This window comes from Streptomyces sp. NPDC014623 (assembly GCF_043088245.1).
Taxonomy (GTDB): domain Bacteria; phylum Actinomycetota; class Actinomycetes; order Streptomycetales; family Streptomycetaceae; genus Streptomyces.
Map to the genome: position 1 here is coordinate 229,856 of NZ_JBIBZU010000001.1, position 15,370 is coordinate 245,225.

At 70.7% G+C, this 15,370-nt stretch carries 15 protein-coding genes; 5 read left to right on the forward strand and 10 right to left on the reverse strand.

What is annotated here, in order from left to right; all coding sequences use genetic code 11:
• Nucleotides 1–41 precede the first annotated feature (41 nt).
• On the forward strand, nucleotides 42–800 hold the full coding sequence (locus ACF1FZ_RS01095) for an alpha/beta hydrolase (protein WP_391771279.1): 759 nt from the start codon (nucleotides 42–44) through the stop codon (nucleotides 798–800).
• A gap of 16 nt (nucleotides 801–816) precedes the next feature.
• On the opposite strand, the gene ACF1FZ_RS01100 is transcribed toward ACF1FZ_RS01095, so the two are convergent.
• Nucleotides 817–1,770 carry a LysR family transcriptional regulator gene (locus ACF1FZ_RS01100; protein ID WP_391771280.1) on the reverse strand — a complete coding sequence of 318 codons (954 nt, stop codon included), beginning with the start codon at nucleotides 1,768–1,770 and terminating at the stop codon, nucleotides 817–819.
• 62 nt (nucleotides 1,771–1,832) lie between these two features.
• Here ACF1FZ_RS01100 and ACF1FZ_RS01105 point away from each other — a divergent pair, with 62 nt between their 5' ends.
• From ACF1FZ_RS01105 to ACF1FZ_RS01120, 4 genes are all read left to right on the forward strand, one after another.
• Nucleotides 1,833–3,140 carry an MFS transporter gene (locus ACF1FZ_RS01105; RefSeq protein ID WP_391771281.1) on the forward strand — a complete coding sequence of 436 codons (1,308 nt, stop codon included), beginning with the start codon at nucleotides 1,833–1,835 and terminating at the stop codon, nucleotides 3,138–3,140.
• An 89-nt stretch (nucleotides 3,141–3,229) separates the two neighbouring features.
• Entirely contained in the window at nucleotides 3,230–3,946 is a 717-nt protein-coding gene (locus ACF1FZ_RS01110; RefSeq protein WP_391771282.1) for a L,D-transpeptidase family protein, read from the forward strand.
• Between the two features lie 97 nt (nucleotides 3,947–4,043).
• The gene (locus tag ACF1FZ_RS01115; protein WP_391771283.1) at nucleotides 4,044–5,030 is read left to right on the forward strand and encodes a sigma-70 family RNA polymerase sigma factor; all 987 of its coding nucleotides are present in this window, start codon (nucleotides 4,044–4,046) and stop codon (nucleotides 5,028–5,030) included.
• Complete coding sequence (locus ACF1FZ_RS01120) at nucleotides 5,027–5,332, forward strand: hypothetical protein (RefSeq protein WP_391771284.1); 306 nt, start codon at nucleotides 5,027–5,029, stop codon at nucleotides 5,330–5,332. Before ACF1FZ_RS01115 ends, ACF1FZ_RS01120 begins: the two co-directional genes overlap by 4 nt.
• A 7-nt stretch (nucleotides 5,333–5,339) precedes the next feature.
• Here the strand turns inward: ACF1FZ_RS01120 and ACF1FZ_RS01125 are convergent, their stop codons facing one another.
• The 9 genes from ACF1FZ_RS01125 to ACF1FZ_RS01165 form a co-directional block, all read right to left on the reverse strand.
• Nucleotides 5,340–5,684, reverse strand: a complete 345-nt coding sequence (locus ACF1FZ_RS01125) for an STAS domain-containing protein (protein ID WP_391771285.1) — start codon at nucleotides 5,682–5,684, stop codon at nucleotides 5,340–5,342.
• A gap of 18 nt (nucleotides 5,685–5,702) precedes the next feature.
• Nucleotides 5,703–6,293 carry a Uma2 family endonuclease gene (locus ACF1FZ_RS01130; RefSeq protein WP_391771286.1) on the reverse strand — a complete coding sequence of 197 codons (591 nt, stop codon included), beginning with the start codon at nucleotides 6,291–6,293 and terminating at the stop codon, nucleotides 5,703–5,705.
• A 98-nt stretch (nucleotides 6,294–6,391) separates the two neighbouring features.
• Complete coding sequence (locus tag ACF1FZ_RS01135; protein ID WP_391771287.1) at nucleotides 6,392–7,669, reverse strand: thymidine phosphorylase; 1,278 nt, start codon at nucleotides 7,667–7,669, stop codon at nucleotides 6,392–6,394.
• A gap of 130 nt (nucleotides 7,670–7,799) precedes the next feature.
• Nucleotides 7,800–8,198: a cytidine deaminase gene (locus ACF1FZ_RS01140; protein WP_391771288.1), complete on the reverse strand. Its 399-nt coding sequence runs from the start codon at nucleotides 8,196–8,198 to the stop codon at nucleotides 7,800–7,802.
• On the reverse strand, nucleotides 8,195–9,484 hold the full coding sequence (locus ACF1FZ_RS01145; RefSeq protein WP_391771289.1) for an ABC transporter permease: 1,290 nt from the start codon (nucleotides 9,482–9,484) through the stop codon (nucleotides 8,195–8,197). The genes ACF1FZ_RS01140 and ACF1FZ_RS01145 overlap by 4 nt, the downstream gene beginning before the upstream one ends.
• Nucleotides 9,481–10,596, reverse strand: coding sequence for an ABC transporter permease (locus tag ACF1FZ_RS01150; protein ID WP_391771290.1), 1,116 nt, complete (start codon nucleotides 10,594–10,596; stop codon nucleotides 9,481–9,483). The genes ACF1FZ_RS01145 and ACF1FZ_RS01150 overlap by 4 nt, the downstream gene beginning before the upstream one ends.
• The gene (locus ACF1FZ_RS01155) at nucleotides 10,593–12,209 is read right to left on the reverse strand and encodes an ABC transporter ATP-binding protein (RefSeq protein WP_391771788.1); all 1,617 of its coding nucleotides are present in this window, start codon (nucleotides 12,207–12,209) and stop codon (nucleotides 10,593–10,595) included. The genes ACF1FZ_RS01150 and ACF1FZ_RS01155 overlap by 4 nt, the downstream gene beginning before the upstream one ends.
• Before the next feature lie 252 nt (nucleotides 12,210–12,461).
• Nucleotides 12,462–13,502 (reverse strand): BMP family protein, encoded by a 1,041-nt coding sequence (locus ACF1FZ_RS01160; protein ID WP_391771291.1) that lies wholly within the window; start codon nucleotides 13,500–13,502, stop codon nucleotides 12,462–12,464.
• Between the two features lie 385 nt (nucleotides 13,503–13,887).
• Nucleotides 13,888–15,102 (reverse strand): amidohydrolase, encoded by a 1,215-nt coding sequence (locus ACF1FZ_RS01165; protein WP_391771292.1) that lies wholly within the window; start codon nucleotides 15,100–15,102, stop codon nucleotides 13,888–13,890.
• Nucleotides 15,103–15,370 lie beyond the last annotated feature (268 nt).

The following is a 15,370-nucleotide window of genomic DNA, read 5'->3' on the forward strand; positions in this document are numbered from 1 at the left end:
AGCCAGCTGGAATACACCTCTCCTTCTGACACTGTTCTGTCATGGCACAGCGCGCACTTCCCCTGCCTGCCGCCAGGCTGGGACGGGCCGTCCTCACGGCCGGAGCAGCACCCGAGGTCAGCGGCGTCGTCCTGCTGCTCCCGGACGGCGAGACCGACTCCAGACGCCGTCCTTCCGCCCTCTCGTACGCGATGCAGCTGCCGCTCGCCCGGACCCTGGCCCGCGCCGGCCGGACGGACGGGCTCGCGGTGCACGTCGTGCGCTACCGGACCCGCGGCTGGAACGCCGGCGCGGATCCGGCGGCCGACGCCCACTGGGCGGCCGACGAGGTCGTACGCCGCTACGGCGACGTCCCCGTGTGCCTCGTCGGGCACGGCATGGGCGGCCGGGCGGCCCTGCGTGGCGCCGGGCACGCCGCCGTCAACTCCGTACTGGCGATGGCGCCCTGGCTTCCGGAGGGCACGGAGCCGGAGCCCGAACCGGTGAAACACCTGGCGGGGCGCCGGATCCTGATCGTGCACGGCACGAACGACGAGCGGACGGATCCGGAGCTCTCCTACCGGCTGGCCGAGCGGGCCAAGAAGGCCAACCGGTACACCTGCCGCTTCGAGGTGCACTCGGACGGGCACGCACTGCGTCAGCACCGGTCCGAAGTGATGGCGCTGGCCTCGGACTTCATACGGGGTTCCCTCTTCGCCCGGTCGTACGCGCGCCCCGTGGTCGACGCGTTCGCCGCTCCCCCGCCGCTGGGGCTGCGGATGCCACTGGCTGCGGGGTTCGGGCGGTCGCTGAGGCACTGAGGGCGGCGTACCGCTCTCAGTCCGGCAGGAGGCTCCCCCGGCGTGACAGCAGGAAGCGTTTGAAGGCGGCCACCGGCGGTGTGTCGGGGTGTCCGTCCAGCCAGGCGACCCCGATCTCGCGGGCCGCGCGCGGCGCCGTCACCGTCAGCTCGGCCACGCCGGGCCGGGCGACGGCGGGCGGCGGCAGCAGCGCCACCCCGAGCCCGGCGGCGACCAGACCGCGCAGCGTCTCCGCCTCCTCGCCCTCGAACGCGACCCGGGGGATGAAGCCCGCTTCGGCGCAGAGGTCGTCCGTGATCCGCCGCAGCCCGTAACCGGGTTCGAGGGTGACGAACGTTTCGTCGGCGGCCTCGGCGAGGCGGACGCGCCGGCGCCCCGCCAGCCGGTGGTCGTCGGGGACGACCAGGCGCAGCCGCTGTTCGTCCAGGCGCATGGCGACGAGGTCCGGGGCGTCGGGGACGGGCGAGGTGAGGCAGAGGTCGAGGCCGCCCGCCCGCAGGCGTTCGATCATCGCCTCGCCGTAGTTCTGGACGAGCTGGAAGCGGACCCGGGGGTGGTCGGCGCGGAAGGCGCGGATCAGGGCGGGCACGGTCTCGGAGCCCATGGTGTGCAGGAAGCCGAAGGCGACCTTGCCCGCCGTGGGGTCGGCGTCCGCGCGTACCGAGTCGGCGGCCTTCTCCACCTCCGCCAGCGCGCGTTCGGCGGAGCCGAGGAACGTGCGGCCGGCGGGGGTCAACGAGACCGTGCGGCCCCGGCGGGCGAACAGGGCGACACCCAGGTCCTGTTCCAGCCTCACCATGGCCCGTGACAGCGTGGACTGCGGGACGCCGAGCTCGTGTGCGGCGCGGGTGACGTGCTCGTGGCGGGCCACCGCCTCGAAGTACGCGAGGCGTGGCGTGAGTACGGCTCGGATGTCTTCTTCGTAACCGCCCGGTGACAGCCGCCGCTGTGAGCTGTATTGATGCGCCATGGGAACGATTATGAGGGTTTCATGCATTGGACGCATGAAACCGCGCGCTCTACGTTCGCTGTATGCCTCCTGCCAGTACCGGGGCGTCCACCGTCGTGCTGGGCGCCGCCGTTCCGTCATCCCCCGCCGCCGCCTCCCCGCCCGCCCCGGACCGCCTCACGCCCGGTGGCCCCGGCTACCGCAGGATGAGCTTCGCGCTCTTCGCGGCGGGCATCGCGACCTTCGCCCTCCTCTACTCCACGCAGGCCCTGCTGCCCGCCGTCTCCGCGTCCTTCGGCGCGACGGCCGGCCAGGCGAGCTGGACGGTCTCGGCGGCGACCGGTGCGCTGGCGCTGTGTGTGCTGCCGCTGAGCGCGCTCTCCGAGCGTTTCGGGCGACGGCAGATGATGACGGCCTCCCTCGCGGTCGCCGTGGTGACAGGCCTGCTCGTCCCCTTCGCCCCGTCGCTCGGCTGGCTGATCGCGCTGCGTGCGATCCAGGGCGCGGCACTGGCGGGAGTGCCCGCCTCCGCGATGGCCTACCTCGCCGAGGAGGTGCGGCCCAAGGCGCTGGTGGCCGCGATCGGACTGTTCGTGGCGGGCAACAGCATCGGCGGCATGAGCGGCCGCATCCTCGCCGGCTGGGCCGCCCAGCTGTGGGGCTGGCGGGTGGCGCTCGGCACGATCGGGCTGCTCGCCGTGGTCTGCGCGGTGGTTTTCCACCGCATGATCCCCAAGGCCCGGCACTTCAGCCCCGCCTCCCTCGACCCGAAGGCCCTGGTGAAGACCGTCGGCGGTCACCTCTCCGACCCGCTGCTGCGCCGCCTGTACGCGATCGGCGCCCTGTTCATGACGGTGTTCGGCGCGGTCTACACGGTGATCGGCTACCGGCTCGCCGAGGAGCCCTTCGGCCTGCCGCAGGGCGTCGTCGGCTCGATCTTCCTGGTCTACCTCGTCGGCACGCTCTCCTCCGCCGCAGCAGGCCGGCTGGTCGCCCGGACGGGCCGCCGGGGTGCGCTCTACCTCGCCGTCTCCACGACGGCCGCGGGCCTGCTGCTCTCCCTCGCCGACCAGCTGGCCGCCGTCCTGGCCGGCCTCGTCCTGATCACGGCGGGCTTCTTCGCCGGGCACGCGGTCGCCTCGTCGTCGGTGAGCCGTACGGCGACGACGGGCCGCGCCCAGGCATCGGCGCTCTACCAGTCCGCCTACTACCTGGGTTCCAGCGCGGGCGGTACGCTCGGCGCCGTCGCCTTCCATGCCGGGGGCTGGGCCGGCACGGTCGTGCTGGGCGTCCTGGCGGTCCTCGGCGTCCTGTCCATCACCCTGTTCGGCAGCCGGGCGGCCCGGACCGAGCGGCTCCGCGCCGCATCCCCGGCACCGGTGCACAACTGAGACCTTCCCGGCACAACCCCAGCTCCCCGACGCGCGTCCAACAAGCGGAGTCACACACCGCGGGCGAACGCGAAGGGGAGCAGGCGCACATGGGAATCATGGGGAACACGCGCGACCTACGGATGCGGCGCGGGGCCGTGCTGTCCGTCGCCGGACTGGTGGCCGCTCCGGCCCTGGTCCTGGGCACGGGGACGGCGGCCCAGGCGGCGTCCTGCACGGCGTCGAAGGGCCCGTACCAGAAGCAGGTGGAGAAGTACCTGGGACGGACGGCCGACGGCCGGCAGTCGGTGGCCGACTGCAAGGCGATCCGCTCGTTCCAGACCGCCAAGGGAATCACCCCGAACAGCGGGTACGCGGGACCGGTCACCTGGCGCACGATGAAGACGATCACCGCCCAGAAGGCGGCGGGCAAAACCCCGAACAAGGCGAAGAAGTGCCCCACGAACAAGGGGCGCATCGCGTGTGTGGACCTGACCAGGCAGCTGAGCTGGATCCAGGACGGCGCCAAGCTGAAGTTCGGCCCGGTACCGGTGCGCACGGGCCGCAACGGTGACGAGACACGGACCGGTGCCAAGAAGATCTACTGGCGCAACATCAACCACTGGTCGACGCTCTACGACGTCCGCATGCCGTACGCCCAGTTCTTCGACGGCGGGCAGGCCTTCCACTCGGTCACCAAGTCCGTGTACAACAACCCGGGCTCGGGAGGCTGCGTCAACATGCGCCCGGCGGACGCGAAGTCATACTGGAACCTGTTGAAGAACGGCGACGACGTCTTCGTCCACGGACGCAAGCCCGGCACCTGAGCTGGGGTTTCCACGCTTCCCGCCCCTGTTGTCAGTGCCCTGCGGTAGCTTCCACAGTGCTGAGTGAGCGGTGTCACAGCGCAACAGGGGTGGAGCGATGAGTGATCTGACAGCGACGGCGGACATCGACAGCCGTCTGGAGGGACACCGGGTCGAGCTGACCGGTTACTGCTACCGGATGCTCGGCTCGGCCTTCGAGGCGGAGGACGCCGTCCAGGACACACTGGTGCGCGCCTGGCGCAACTTCGACAAGTTCGAAGGCCGTTCCTCGTTGCGCTCCTGGTTGTACCGCATCGCGACGAACGTCTGCCTGGACATGCTGAACGCGGGCAACAAGCGGGCCAGGCCGGTGGACCTGACCGGTCCGACACCGCTGGCCCAGGCCGCGCTGAACCCCCGCCCGGAGAACACCTGGCTGGAGCCGATGCCGGACGGACGCGTCCTGCCCTCGGTGGCCGACCCGGCGGAGGCCGCCGTGGCACGTGAGTCGGTGCGCCTCGCGTTCGTCGCCGCGCTCCAGCACCTGCCGCCCAGACAGCGTGCGGTGCTGATCCTGCGCGAGGTCCTGGCGTGGCGGGCGAGCGAGGTCGCCGAACTGCTCGACACCTCGGTCGCCTCGGTCAACAGCGCCCTGCAGCGGGCCCGCGCGACCATCGCGGAGAGGGGGGGCAAGGCTCCGGACACCGCGAATCCGCTGGACGACGAGCAGCGCAAACTGCTGGACCGCTATGTGGCGGCGTTCGAGGGTTACGACATGGCGGCGCTGACGGCGCTGCTCCACGAGGACGCCGTGATGACCATGCCGCCGTTCGATCTCTGGCTGCGGGGACACGACGACATCACGGGCTTCATGCTCAGCATCGGCGCGAGCTGTGCGGGTTCCCGGCTGGTGGCGACGGAGGCCAACGGGACTCCGGCCTTCGCTCACTACAAGCCGAATCCGGACGGACCGGGCTTCGTGCCCTGGGCGGTGCAGGTCATCGACATCTCGGAAGGGGCCATCACCGGGATGCACTGCTTCCTGGACACCCCGCGCTGGTTCCCGCTGTTCGGGCTTCCGGATCACCTGGAGGCCGACACGTGACGGTAAGACGTCCCGTGGTGATCGGCTGGGTCCTGCTGGCGGTCGGGGGATGGGCGGCGACGCTGTGGCTGGGCGAACCGGCCGCCACGACGGGCCCGGCTCCCGCGTCCGGCCCTCCGGCCGCCGGCCCCGAACCGGGGCCGCAGCCGGAGGGCGGCTCGTGCCCGACGCCGAGTGCTGCACCGTCGCCCTCGGCGGTCGCCGATCCGCCGCTGCTCACCAAGGTGCCAGGCGTGGGGGCCGGACATCTGCAGGTCGACTGCGTCTACCTCACGGCGCGCGACAGCGCCCGGGCCCGCTGAGCGTCGCTCACTCCGGGGCCGGCCGGATGGTACGCACCACATCGGTCAGCCCCACCAGGTCGAGCAGCGCCCCGAGTTCGGCCGGGACGTTGCGCAGCCGCAGCTCGACGCCCCCGGCCCTGCGTGCGACGAGCCCCAACCGGGCGACCGTCTCGACCAGGGCGAGATCCGGGCGCACCACACCGCCCACGTCGACGTCCACCACGGCGGCCTCCGGGAAGCCGCTCAGCAGCGCCTCCAGCTCGGCACAGAGGCCCGGTGCGTCGGCGCGGGTGACACGGCCGGTGAGGACGAGGGCGTTCGGAGTCATGGCATCCACACCAGGGAGACCGGCGGGATGCCCGGAACTCATCGGCCGGGGGCTCGCGCCTCAGCTCACGGGGAAGATCCCGGTGTCCAGATCCAGGGCGAACGGCTTCGGCAGCGTCAGCGTCTCGCCGTACTCGACCGCTTCCAGGACCCGGTAGGTGCCGTCGCTCGGCTCCCCGTGGAGGGTCGCGGTCGGACGGCCGGTGTGCCAGGGGTCGAGCAGCAGGAACAGTTCGACGCCTGCCTTCGCGTACCCGTGCGCCTTGCCGATGCGGTCATGGTTGGCGTTGGCCGGTGAGGTGATCTCCACGACGAGCCGGACGTCCTCCGCCGGTACGCGATTGCCCGGCCCGGACGCCACCGCCCGCGGCAGGACGACGAGATCGGGGATGTACAGCCCGGCCCGTCCGGGTACGGAGACGCCGAGCGTCTGGTAGATACCCCAGTCCTCCGGGATGACGGAGTACAGCCTGCGCTGGAGCAGCTCAGCAGTGGTGTTGTGGTCCTTGGACGGCGGTGGCGACACGGTGACGATCCCCTCGATGATCTCCACCTTGCAGCCCTCGGGTGCGTCCGTCTCCTCCCAGATCCGGACGAGGTCGTCCCAGTCCTGACCGCGGCCCGGCCCGGGATCGACGGTGAGTGCGCTCACGGCGGTCTCCTCTTATCGGTGCGTCACCGATCCCAGCATGCCGAACGGGACCGGTGGTGGTCCACCGGTCCCGTTCACCCGAAAGGGAAAGCCGCAGGTCAGGCGATACGTTCCCGCACCACCGGCGTGGCGGTGAAGGGCGTGCCGGCCGGGGCGATGTCGTACGAGCCGGGCAGTGCCTTCAGCGCGTACTCGAACTTCTCGGGGGTGTCCGTGTGCAGGGTCAGCAGCGGCTGCCCCTCGGTCACCGTGTCCCCCGGCCTGGCGTGCAGCTCGATGCCCGCGCCCGCCTGCACCGGGTCCTCCTTGCGTGCGCGGCCCGCGCCGAGGCGCCAGGCGGCGACGCCGACGTCGTAGGCGTCGAGGCGGGTCAGGACACCCGAGGACGGGGCGCTGATCACGTGCTGCTCGCGGGCGACGGGGAGCGCGGCGTCCGGGTCACCGCCCTGGGCGGAGATCATGCGGCGCCAGACGTCCATGGCGGAGCCGTCGGCCAGGGCCTTCTCCGGGTCGGCGTCCTTGAGTCCGGCGGCGTCGAGCATCTCGCGCGCGAGGGCAAGGGTCAGGTCGATCACGTCCTTCGGGCCTCCGCCGGCGAGGACCTCGACGGACTCGCGCACCTCCAGGGCGTTGCCGGCGGTCAGGCCGAGCGGGGTCGCCATGTCGGTGAGCAGCGCCACGGTCCGTACGCCGCTGTCGGTGCCCAGCGCGACCATGGTGGAGGCCAGTTCGCGGGCGTCCTCGATCGTCTTCATGAAGGCGCCCGAGCCGACCTTGACGTCCAGGACGAGCGCCCCGGTCCCCTCGGCGATCTTCTTGGACATGATCGAGCTGGCGATCAGCGGGACCGCCTCGACGGTGCCGGTGACGTCGCGCAGCGCGTACAGCTTCCTGTCGGCGGGGGCGAGCCCGTCACCGGCCGCGCAGATCACGGCGCCGGTGGTGTCCAGGACGTCCAGCATCTCCGCGTTGGAGAGGCGGGCGCGCCAGCCGGGGATCGACTCCAGCTTGTCGAGGGTGCCGCCGGTGTGGCCGAGTCCCCGGCCGCTGAGCTGCGGCACGGCGGCGCCGCAGGCGGCGACCAGCGGGGCGAGCGGCAGGGTGATCTTGTCGCCGACGCCGCCGGTGGAGTGCTTGTCGGTGGTGGGGCGGGAGAGCGTGCCGAAGTCCATCCGCTCGCCGGAGGCGATCATCGCGGCGGTCCAGCGGGCGATCTCGGTGCGGTTCATGCCGTTCAGCAGGATCGCCATGGCCAGTGCGGACATCTGCTCGTCGGCGACCTCGCCGCGGGTGTACGCGTCGATGACCCAGTCGATCTGCTCGGAGCTGAGTTCACCGCGGTCCCGCTTGGTGCGGATGACGGAGATGGCGTCCATGCGAGGGGAGTCCTTCCGGCCGGATGGATGGGCGAGAGTCCCGTTGACTCTACGCGCATAGAGGGTGAACGTTCCGCCCCGCCGTCCGGGCGGGCCGCCGGGCCCGCCCGGGAAGCACGGCGGCGGGGGGCTACCCCAGGTGCTGCGGCCCGAAGGCCTGCGGGAGCATCTCGTCGAGCGTACGGAGGCCTTCCGGCGTCTCCAGGACGAGCGCGGGCCCCCCGAACTCGTACAGCAGCTGCCTGCACCGCCCGCACGGCACGAGCACCGCGCCCGTGCCGTCCACGCAGGTGAAGTGGGTCAGCCGGCCGCCGCCCGTCGCGGCCAGCTGCGAGACCAGTCCGCACTCGGCGCACAGGCTGATGCCGTACGAGGCGTTCTCGACGTTGCACCCGGTGATCATGCGGCCGTCGTCGACGAGGGCCGCCACACCGACCGGGTAACCCGAATACGGGGCGTACGCCCGGGACATCGCGTCCCGGGCGGCCTCGCGCAGCACGTCCCAGTCGACGGGCCGCGGGGGCGTCACTTGCCCTGCCCCTTCCGGTAGCGCAAGCCGTCCGCCTTCGGCATGCGCAGGCGCTGCGCGGAGAGCGAGAGCACGAGCAGGGTGACGACGTACGGGGTGGCGCTGACGAACTCGGTGGGCACGGTGTCGGTGGTGAGGTACCAGACCAGCACCGCGGCGGCGACGACCGCGCTGATGACACCGGGCACCCAGCGCTTGCGGTACAGCTTCCAGGCCGCGAGGACAGCCAGCATCACCACGAACAGCAGGAGCAGCGCGTGGACGGACTCACCGCCGTTGCGCAGCTGGAGCGCGTCGGCGAAGCCGAACAGCCCGGCGCCCATGGCGAGTCCGCCGGGCCGCCAGTTACCGAAGATCATCGCGGCGAGACCGATGTAGCCGCGGCCGCCGGTCTGGCCCTCGTTGTAGATGTGCGAGGTGACCAGGGAGAGGAAGGCGCCGCCGAGACCGGCCAGACCTCCGGAGACGATCACGGCGATGTACTTGTAGCGGTAGACGTTCACGCCGAGGGACTCGGCGGCTACGGGGTTCTCTCCGCAGGAGCGCAGCCGCAGGCCGAACGAGGTCTTCCACAGGACGAAGAACGTGCCCGCGAACAGCAGCACGGCCACCAGGGTCAGCAGCGAGACACGGGTGACGAGTCCGCCGAGGACGCCCGCGAGGTCGGAGACGAAGAACCAGTGGTGCTGCTCGACCGAGTGCAGCCAGTCGGAGAGACCGGGCACCGTGACCGTGGTGATGCTGTCGGCCGGCGGTGACTGCTTCGGGCTGCCGCCCTTCTCCGCCGCTTCCCCCGTGTTGAACCAGAGCTTGGCCAGGTACGTCGTGAAGCCGAGGGCCAGGATGTTGATGGCGATACCGGAGATGATGTGGTCCACGCCGAACGTGACGGTCGCGAACGCGTGCAGCAGGCCGCCGAGCATGCCGCCCACGACACCGGCCAGGACACCGAGCCAGGGGTCGGTCTGCCAGCCCGCCCAGGCACCGAAGAAGGTGCCGAGGATCATCATGCCCTCGAGGCCGATGTTGACCACGCCGGCCCGCTCGGCCCACAGCCCGCCGAGACCGGCGAGACCGATCGGCACGGCCATCGCGAGGGCAGCGCTGATCTGGCCGGCCGAGGTGACGTCCTGGGCCCCGGTGACGGCCCGCACGGCTGACAGCGCGAGCAGGGCGCCCGCGACGATCAGCAGGATGACGGGGAAAGTGAAACGGGTGCGGCCGCCCTTGCCGCCGGAGACCTTGGGGGCCGCGGGCGGCGGGGTGGAAGTCGCCGTGGCGCTCACGCCGACACCTCCTGCTGGTCGGAGTTACGTGCGGCCTTGGCGGCGAGTTCCGCGCCGACCCTGCTCTGCTGGCGCTTGAGGCCGAAGCGGCGGACGACTTCGTAGGCGATGACGACGCACAGGACGATGACGCCCTGGATGACGCCGACGATCTCCTTGTCGTAACCCTCGAATTCGAGCTTGCCCGTGCCGCGCTCCAAGAAGGCCCAGAGCAGCGCGCCGAGGGCGATGCCGACCGGGTGGTTACGGCCCAGGAGCGCGATGGCGATCCCGGTGAAGCCGATGCCGACCGGGAAGTCCCCGCTGTATTCGTAGCTGTCGTTGAGCAGCGTCGGCATACCGATCAGACCGGCCATACCGCCGGAGATCAGCATGGAGGTGACGACCATCTTCTTGACGTCGACACCGCTGGCCTCCGCGGCCGAACCGGACTGCCCGACCGTACGGAGATCGAAGCCGAACCGGGTGCGGCCGAGGGTGAACCAGTACGCGAAGCCGGCGGCGACCGCGATCACGATGAAGCCCCAGACGGGCGTCGGCGTGGTCGGGAACTCGAAGAAGTGCGAGGACTCCGGGATCGGGTTGGTGGACACCTTCGTGCCCGCCTCGTCGAGGTGGCCCAGCCGGCCCTGCTGGAGGAGGTAACCGATGATCGCCGTCGCGATGGAGTTCAGCATGATCGTCGAGACGACCTCACTGACTCCGCGGGTGACCTTCAGGAGACCGGCGATACCGGCCCACATCGCTCCGACGATCATCGCGGTGAGGATGATCAGCGGGATCTGCAGGGCGCCCGGCAGCGTCAGCGCCCCGCCGAGTGCGGCGGCGAAGAAGGCGGCCAGGCGGTACTGGCCGTCGACGCCGATGTTGAAGAGGTTCATGCGGAAGCCGACGGCGACCGCGAGACCTGCGAGGTAGTAGGTCGTCCCCTTGTTGAGGATGTAGACCTGGCTGTCCGACTTCAGACCGTAGTCGAACATGATGCCGAAGGCGCTGAACGGTTCCTTGCCGGTGACGGCGAGCACCAGAGCGGTGACCAGGAACGCGACCACGATCGCGAGCAGCGGGGCGGCGAGCCCCAGGAGCAGCCGCTCCTTGTCGAACTTCTTCATCGGTCCTCTCCCCCGTCCCGGGGGTCGGTGTCGGAGCTGTCCGCCCCGGTGCCGGCGCTGCCCGTGCCGCCCTGTGCTTCCAGGTGGCCGGCAGCAGCACCGGTCATGGCCGAGCCGAGCTCCTCGGGCGTGACGGTCGCCGGGTCGGCGTCGGCCACGAGCTTGCCGCGGTACATGACGCGCAGCGTGTCGGAGAGCCCGATGAGCTCGTCGAGGTCGGCGGAGATCAGCAGGACCGCGAGGCCCTCATGGCGTGCTTCGCGGATCTGGTCCCAGATCTGGGCCTGCGCGCCGACGTCCACGCCCCGGGTGGGATGCGCGGCGATCAGCAGCTTGGGGTGGTGGCTCATCTCACGGCCGACGATCAGCTTCTGCTGGTTGCCGCCCGAGAGCGAGGCCGCGGTGACCTCGATGCCGGGGGTGCGGACGTCGTACTCGCGCACGATCCGCTCGGTGTCGGTGCGCGCCGCCTTGAGGTCGAGGAAGGCGCCCTTGCTGTTGGGCTTCTCGGTGACGTGGCCCAGCATGCGGTTCTCCCAGAGCGGCGCGTCCAGGAGGAGACCGTGCCGGTGCCGGTCCTCGGGAATGACGCCCATGCCGTCCTCGCGGCGCTTCCGGGTGGCCGCGCGGGAGATGTCCGCCCCGTCGAGCGTGAGCGCCCCGGTGTCCGGGGTCCGCATGCCCATGATGGCGTCGACGAGTTCGGACTGGCCGTTTCCTTCCACACCCGCGATGCCCAGGACTTCGCCCTTGTGGATCGTGAAGGTGATGCCGTCGAGCACGGCTCGCACCACGCCGTCGGGGTCGGTGGCCGTCAGCCGCAGGTCTTCCACGGCCAGCATGGGGATGTCGGTGACCGTCGACTCGCGGGTTTCCGGCGAGGGGAGTTCGCTGCCCACCATCAGCTCGGCGAGCTGCTTGCTGGTCGTGTGCGCGGGGTCCGCGGTGCCCACCGTGGTACCGCGCCGGATCACGGTGATCTCGTCCGCGACCGACAGCACCTCGCCCAGTTTGTGGGAGATGAAGATGACGGTGAGGCCCTCCGCCTTCAGCTCACGCAGGTTGTCGAAGAGTGCGTCGACCTCCTGCGGCACGAGGACCGCCGTCGGCTCGTCGAGGATCAGGGTGCGGGCGCCGCGGTAGAGGACCTTGAGGATCTCCACCCGCTGACGGTCGGCGACCCCGAGGTCCTCCACGACGGCGTCGGGCCGGATACCGAGACCGTACGCGTCGGAGATCTCCCTGATCTTCGCCCGTGCCTTGTCCCCGATGCCGTGCAGCTTCTCGGAACCGAGAACGACGTTCTCGAGGACCGTGAGGTAGTCGGCGAGCATGAAGTGCTGGTGCACCATGCCGATACCGCGGCTGATGGCGTCACCCGGGCTGCTGAACGAGACCTGTTCACCATCCACCGAGATGGTGCCCTCGTCCGGCTTCTGCATCCCGTAAAGGATCTTCATCAGAGTGGACTTGCCGGCGCCGTTCTCACCGACGAGGGCATGGACGGTGCCGCGGCTCACCGTGATGTCGATGTCGTGGTTGGCCACGACGCCGGGGAACCGTTTGGTGATGCCGCGGAGCTCTACGGCATGAGGACTGCTGGACGCTTTGATGGCGCACTCTCCTTGGCAGGAGCGGAGGGCGGGCGATGTACGGACACGGCGCGGGGACCGGTGGGGAAAATACCGCGCCCGGCGGACACTACGCGCGTAGCGCCACCGAATCGTCGGTCACCCCGCGACAAGTGACGGGCCATGGGCACGATACCGGCACACGCCGGGGGTCCCGGTCCGGAGGTGTACGTGAATCAGGGTCCGCGGGCGCGGCGGAAACCGCGCCTGCGGACCCCGAGTTCAGTGCGTGGGTCAGATCGTGGTCTTGACCTTGACCGTGCCGTCGACGATCTTCTTCTTCGCCTCGTCGAGCTTGGCCTGGATGTCCTTGAGGTGGTCGCCCGTGGTGGTCAGGCTGACACCGTCCTCGGCCAGCGAGTAGGTCTGCGTACCGGTCATCGGCTTGCCGTCCTTGACGGACTTGACCAGGTCGTAGACGCCGCTGTCGACGTTCTTCACGACCGACGTCATGATCGTGCCGGCGTACTTCGACAGGGCGGGGTCCTTGGCCTGGTCGGAGTCGACACCGATGGACCAGGCACCCTTCTTGCCGGCCACCGCCTCGATCGCACCGGCACCGGAACCGCCTGCCGCCGCGAAGATCACGTCGGCGCCCTTGTCCAGCATGCCCTTGGCAGCGGCCTCGCCCTTGTCCGGGCTGCCGAAGCCGGACAGGTCCGAACCGGTGGACAGGTACTGGATCTGGACCTTGGCCTTCGGGTTCGTCTCCAGGACGCCCTGCTGGAAGCCGGCCGCGAACTTCTTGATCAGCGGGAGGTCGACTCCGCCGATGAAGCCGACCTGGCCGTCCTTGGACTTCAGCGCCGCCGCGACACCTGCGAGGTAGGACCCCTGCTCCTCGGTGAAGACGATGGACGACACGTTCTTGGCGTCGGAAACCGAGTCGATCAGGCCGAACGTGGTGTCGGGGTGCGACTTGGCGACCTTGGCGAGCGCGTCCTGGTAGGCGAAACCGACACCGATCACCGGGTTGTAGCCACCCTCGGCGAGCGACGCGAGGCGCTGCTCGCGGTCGGCGGGGGTCTCACCGCTCTTGGCGGTGAGCTCCTTGGCCTCGGCGTCGAACTCGGCCTTGGCCTTGTCCAGGCCGCGGGCGGCGGAGTCGTTGAACGAGTTGTCGCCACGGCCGCCGACGTCGTAGGCCATGCCGATCTTCATCTTGCCGGAGTCGGAACCGGTGCTCTCGGTGGACGATTCACCGCACGCGGTGGCAGTGAAGGCGAGAGCCGCGGAAACGGTACACGCAGCAGCGATCTTGGATACGCGGCGCAAGGGAAGGCTCCTTCAAACCTGACCGAAGCGCCTCTTCCGGCGCTGGTTTCGCCGCGATCGTAACGCGCGTAGATGTCAGATAAGGGCCCCTACGGAAGCCGTTATCGGATCGTCGCGAACAGGAGGTGTCCTGTCTGGTCACGGGCGGTTACCGGTACGGAACGCGAGGCTCCCGGGGCGGGCTTCCTCTCCCACCGGGCCCTCGTTCCCGCGGCACCGTCGCTCACGCCCGTCCGTCTCCTCCCCCTCCTCGCCGCAGGCGTCGCCACCCGCCGTGCCGGGTGTGCGCGACGGCCTCGGACCTGCCGGGGACGCGGGGGCCCGGGGCCGCTCCGCCCGGCCGGACACGTGTGATCAGCACGGCCCGGCCCCAGGTCCTCCGAGGTCAGGCGTCCAGCAACGCGGCGGCGGTGAACAGCTCCACCCCGACGGTGATCGCCTCCTCGTCCACGTCGAAGTTGCCCCGGTGCAGGTCCAGGCCACGGGTGTCGCCCGGTGTCCGCACGCCGAGCCGCGCCATGGCTCCCGGGATCTTCTCCAGGTACCAGGAGAAGTCCTCCCCGCCGAGACTCTGTTCGGTGTCCTCGATCGCATACGATCCGCGGCGGATGGTCATCGCGGCGTCGAGGAGACCGATCGTCTCGGCCTCGTTCACCACGGGCGGCACCCCGCGGATGTAGTCAATCACCGTCTTGGCCCGGTGCATTCCGGCCACCTCGTCGATCGCCGCGTGCACCAGGTCCGGTGCCTGCCGCCAGCTCTCCAGGTCGAGGCAGCGGACCGTCCCGGACAGCTCGGCGTGCTGCGGGATGACGTTGGGCGCGTGGCCCGTGTGCAGACGCCCCCAGGTGACCGCGAGGCCGGCCCGCGCGTCGACCCGCCGGGCGAGCAGCGCGGGGACGTCGGTGGCCACCCGGGCGGCCGCGGTGACCAGGTCGGTGGTGAGGTGCGGCCGGGCGGTGTGGCCGCCGGGGCCGTCGAGGGAGATCTCCACGCGGTCGCAGGCCGAGGTGATGGGCCCGATCCGGAGCCCGATCCTGCCCGCGTCGACCTTGGGGTCGCAGTGCACACCGATGATCCGCCCCACCCCTTCCAGCACCCCGGCCGCGACCGCGTCGGCGGCGCCGCCGGGCAGCACCTCTTCGGCGGGCTGGAACAGCAGCCGCACCGGGCGGGGCAGCAGCCCCTGCCGGTCCAGCTCGCTCAGCACGAGTCCGGCCCCGAGGACACAGGCCGTGTGGACGTCGTGCCCGCAGGCGTGCGCCCGGTCGGGCACGGTGGAGCGGTAGGGGACCCCCGCCTTGGTGTCCGGGATGGGAAGTGCGTCGATGTCACCCCGCAGCGCCAGCATCGGGGTCATGCCGTCCCACTCCCCCACGTCGCAGACGAGGCCCGTGCCACCGGGCAGCACCTGCGGCTCCAGCCCCGCCTTCTCGAGCCGGGCCTTGATGGCGGCGGTGGTGCGGAACTCCTGGTTCCCGAGCTCGGGGTGCATGTGCAGATCGCGGCGGAAGGCGATGAGCTCGTCACGCAGGTCGTCGGGCAGGGCGCCGGGCAGGACGGCCTCGGCGTGGGGCGCACGGGACTTCAACTGGTTCACCCAGTCAAGGGTAGGCCCCTGAGACCCGCAACTAGCCACAGATCAAGAAAAGTTCAGCCGCTCAGGGGAACAAAAAGTGGCGTGGCGGCGTGTGGCGGCCGACCGTGGTGGGTATGCTCCCCCATTCGCCGCGCCGGTGTGAGCCGTACCTCCGCCTCGTTCCTCTCCCGGGGCGCGCAGAGCGTGCACCCTCCACCGTCTCCACGGTGCCGCCCCTCCGGTCAAGGCGTCCTGGGCGGTTCCCGGAGGGGCCGGCGTACGTCGCACC

Bases quoted from the DNA above. Each gene is read 5' to 3' on its own strand.
- ACF1FZ_RS01115 (WP_391771283.1), top strand. From the start codon at position 4,044: ATGAGTGATCTGACAGCGACGGCGGACATCGACAGCCGTCTGGAGGGA.
- ACF1FZ_RS01095 (WP_391771279.1), top strand. From the start codon at position 42: ATGGCACAGCGCGCACTTCCCCTGCCTGCCGCCAGGCTGGGACGGGCC.
- ACF1FZ_RS01105 (WP_391771281.1), top strand. From the start codon at position 1,833: ATGCCTCCTGCCAGTACCGGGGCGTCCACCGTCGTGCTGGGCGCCGCC.
- ACF1FZ_RS01100 (WP_391771280.1), bottom strand. From the start codon at position 1,770: ATGGCGCATCAATACAGCTCACAGCGGCGGCTGTCACCGGGCGGTTAC.
- ACF1FZ_RS01110 (WP_391771282.1), top strand. From the start codon at position 3,230: ATGGGAATCATGGGGAACACGCGCGACCTACGGATGCGGCGCGGGGCC.
- ACF1FZ_RS01150 (WP_391771290.1), bottom strand. From the start codon at position 10,596: ATGAAGAAGTTCGACAAGGAGCGGCTGCTCCTGGGGCTCGCCGCCCCG.
- ACF1FZ_RS01125 (WP_391771285.1), bottom strand. From the start codon at position 5,684: ATGAGTTCCGGGCATCCCGCCGGTCTCCCTGGTGTGGATGCCATGACT.
- ACF1FZ_RS01135 (WP_391771287.1), bottom strand. From the start codon at position 7,669: ATGGACGCCATCTCCGTCATCCGCACCAAGCGGGACCGCGGTGAACTC.